The sequence below is a fragment of the Paenibacillus sp. P4_E11 genome, assembly GCF_056401635.1.
In genome coordinates this window covers 1-3,032 of the sequence record NZ_JBFUIX010000288.1, presented here as the reverse complement: position 1 = coordinate 3,032, position 3,032 = coordinate 1, and the positions used below count along the sequence as shown (strand labels likewise).

At 48.2% G+C, this 3,032-nt stretch carries 6 protein-coding genes; all 6 read left to right on the top strand.

Annotated features, from left to right (window positions below; all coding sequences use genetic code 11):
- Positions 1 to 506: 506 nt before the first annotated feature.
- Entirely contained in the window at positions 507 to 1,628 is a 1,122-nt protein-coding gene (locus AC1DWB_RS32940; RefSeq protein ID WP_477545310.1) for a hypothetical protein, read from the top strand.
- 63 nt (positions 1,629 to 1,691) lie between these two features.
- A complete protein-coding gene (locus tag AC1DWB_RS32935; RefSeq protein ID WP_477545311.1) occupies positions 1,692 to 1,874 on the top strand; it encodes a hypothetical protein in 183 nt (60 codons plus the stop codon).
- Between the two features lie 48 nt (positions 1,875 to 1,922).
- Entirely contained in the window at positions 1,923 to 2,126 is a 204-nt protein-coding gene (locus AC1DWB_RS32930) for a hypothetical protein (RefSeq protein WP_477545309.1), read from the top strand.
- Positions 2,119 to 2,475: a hypothetical protein gene (locus AC1DWB_RS32925; protein WP_477545308.1), complete on the top strand. Its 357-nt coding sequence runs from the start codon at positions 2,119 to 2,121 to the stop codon at positions 2,473 to 2,475. Before AC1DWB_RS32930 ends, AC1DWB_RS32925 begins: the two co-directional genes overlap by 8 nt.
- Before the next feature lie 102 nt (positions 2,476 to 2,577).
- A complete protein-coding gene (locus tag AC1DWB_RS32920; RefSeq protein ID WP_477545307.1) occupies positions 2,578 to 2,745 on the top strand; it encodes a hypothetical protein in 168 nt (55 codons plus the stop codon).
- Positions 2,746 to 2,751: 6 nt separating this feature from the next.
- Positions 2,752 to 3,032, top strand: a 281-nt coding sequence (locus AC1DWB_RS32915; protein WP_477545306.1) for a hypothetical protein, incomplete at its 3' end; no start/stop codon positions are given.

The following is a 3,032-nucleotide window of genomic DNA, read 5'->3' as shown; positions in this document are numbered from 1 at the left end:
ACTTCGATCACATCCGAGAGTTTAGGGTACGGCAAGGCGGGATCAGCAAGAAGCCATATATCCTTGTCCATATGGAGGAGATCGCATGATACAAAGCTGGGTTGCAGTAGGCAATCAACACGTCGCCACAGACGCTCTAGGACACGTTGTGGGCATCCTGCGTCCGTTTCCGTGTTACTCAGCCACTCACTTTCAGAAGCGCTCTACGAGTCTCACAGGAGCCCACAAGTGTATGCGAAATGATAGACACTTGATAGGAGGTGAGCACAAATGAGAGTTGAACGAGTATCGAAAGTGCTGAACATTGCGGAGTACAAACGTAAAAAGCAGACAGTTGGGGAGGTGAAGAAAYGACCATTTCGACCGCCGGATAATGCATCATAAAAGTTTCGTAAAACCGCGCCACTACAGGGTTTTCACTGGTTTTTGTAGCCAAAATGTGATACAATGTAAGTAGAAAAATCGGAAGATTCGGAATCATCAAAATATTAGGAGGAATACCACGAATGAGCGAAACATTGAATCAACACATTGCAACATTGCAAGATGAGCTGAACACCTACCTGAACCGGGAAGACTCGAATTTGACGCAGGATCAGATTGACCGCCGTAATTGGCTGAGTAATCAGCTCGCGGAGGCACATGAAGACTTGAAATCGCATCAGAAAGTTGAGCAGAACCATGAGGTACGGATTGCAGAGTCGCAGCAGAAGTTCGCTTACATACTGGACTCGCTGCAAGTCGGCGGACTGACGATGCGGCAATTATGCGCAGGAGACGACGAATATGAATTGATATACGGGAAGTTCGTGCAATTGTTCGAGGTCCAAGCAGAATCTTCAAGCGCACAAATCAAAGGGTACGAGGAACGGGAACTGCAGCGCGAACGACAAATAGACAATCTTCAAATTCGGTACAGCGACCTGGAGCGTGAGAACAGCCGATTATCCGTATGGGCCAATGAGCAAGAAACACGGGCTGATGACGCAGAATCGAAGCGTGACGCAGCCGGGACACGTATCACGGAACTGGAAGCCGAGAACGCACMGCTCAAAAGCTGGAACGACGATCTGCAACTGCAAATCTCGCGTGGCGTAAGCGGTTCTATCCGAGTGGTGGACGCAGAGGAAGAAGCCAGACGTGCAGCAGAAGAACAAGAGCGTATCGAGCGTGTGAGGGCTCAAAAGACCGTGTACGACCTCAAACCGGACAATGACATCAACCCCAAGAACTACACAGCCAAGCGCGTCATTGATGGCGAAGAAGTAACCTTCAACTGGACCCAAAAGAACAGCTACATCGTGTTGAATGACCCTGAGCAGGTGACCCAGTTTCGCCTCCAGCACCAAGCACAAAGTGCTATACCGGATTTACCATTGGGTGAATCCCTTGAAGTCGATCCTCCAGCGCTTGAGGTCGTGACACAAGGCCAGTTTCGCGAAGGCACAGGAGATGTGGAGGGTTCGACAGAGGGTTCCACGGACGCTGCAGGAGCAGAAGGACAATCGATGGGCAGCACAGACGATCAAGCGGTACATCTCGCAGAGTTCGAAGCGCTTAAATCAACGGTCGCRAGGTTAGCGATTGATGTTGAGACGTTGAAGCGCCGGGAAGGATTGGTGGCGTAGATGGCAAAGTAYCGGAAGAAGCCAGTTGTGATCGAGGCAGTACGTTGGGATGGTAATAACCAAATGGAAATCGCTAAGTTCATGGATGTTATGACACTGGAATCAGCGAATGAATCAGTTTTAATTCCTACTCTCGAAGGGACGATGACTGCAACTAAAGGGGACTACATTATCAAAGGAGTCAAAGGTGAGTTTTACCCCTGCAAGCCAGATATATTCGAACAATCATACGACGAAGTTGAGTAGGGGAGCCTGGCGCTCCCTCTCCCCAAAATAAAATAGGCGGTGTACAAGGTGAAATTTAGATTCGGCGATCTTGTCGAAAATGGATATGCGAGTACTGATAACCCTCGCCGCGTAGGAATTTATGTGCGGACAGATAGCAAAGGCCATTTCAATATGACGGACGGAAAAGGCTCTTTCTGGCTATCTGCAAAAGATAACGATAAGCTCGTAAAAATCGGGAGTGTTCTAAGTGCGGAGGGGATTCATGCTTGATAAAGTTGAATTAGTGAAGTGGCTTCAAGAAGAAGCGGACGGCCACCTATCGACAGATGATAGATCAACAGGGTATTATCACACGATTGCAGTAATTGAATCGGGCGAATTTGATGCAAAAGACGATTGGGAACAACGGTTTTCAATTGCTTTCGAAAATAATGTTCGTTACATCGAGGATAATTCTCGACTTAGAGAAACGATTGAAACGGCATTATATGAGTTGGAGCGATTGGAGCGAAACTTGGAGATGCCGGAGCGCGGATATGTGAGGAACCTATACCGMGGCGTCATGTCGACGCTGAAAGAAGGTATTGCGGCACCGCCGCCATCGAGTCCGACCGAATAGGCTCAACGAAGTGGAGGCCGTGGACGTGTTAGATAGTATACTAAACAGCCTCTTAATCGCAATATTTACATTTTTGATCAAATCCAGGATACGGAGGTAACCATGCCAGACATCGAGAAGTACAAAGTTCTCAGAGAGGGAACGAACCTGAAACCCGTGAATCTAGGAGACGTGAACTTTTCAGAGGTTAACCGATACTTAGCCGATTCGATGAAAGAAACACTTGAAGAGGAAACAGAAATTGCAAAAAAGATATTCGGAGTGAGGTGATAACCAATGAACGGGGAACAAGAAATCACAGAGTTGCTACAACACTACCGGAGCTATGAGATGGCCGTCTATAACTTCGAACGGCACAACCCATTACCATCAGCTGGCGTAGCCCGATACAGCGGAATGCCAAATGGATCAGGAGCTCCCGAACGATTCTTCGCACAGACGGGTAAACTAGCGGATATGGGTGCCATATCGCTTGCAGACATCGTTGCTTACCAAGAGGATGCTGAGATTGTTGATGCGGTCAGAGGGGCGCTATACACGCTTACAGACGCTTACAG

Bases quoted from the DNA above. Each gene is read 5' to 3' on its own strand.
- AC1DWB_RS32920 (WP_477545307.1), top strand. From the start codon at position 2,578: ATGCCAGACATCGAGAAGTACAAAGTTCTCAGAGAGGGAACGAACCTG.
- AC1DWB_RS32935 (WP_477545311.1), top strand. From the start codon at position 1,692: ATGGAAATCGCTAAGTTCATGGATGTTATGACACTGGAATCAGCGAAT.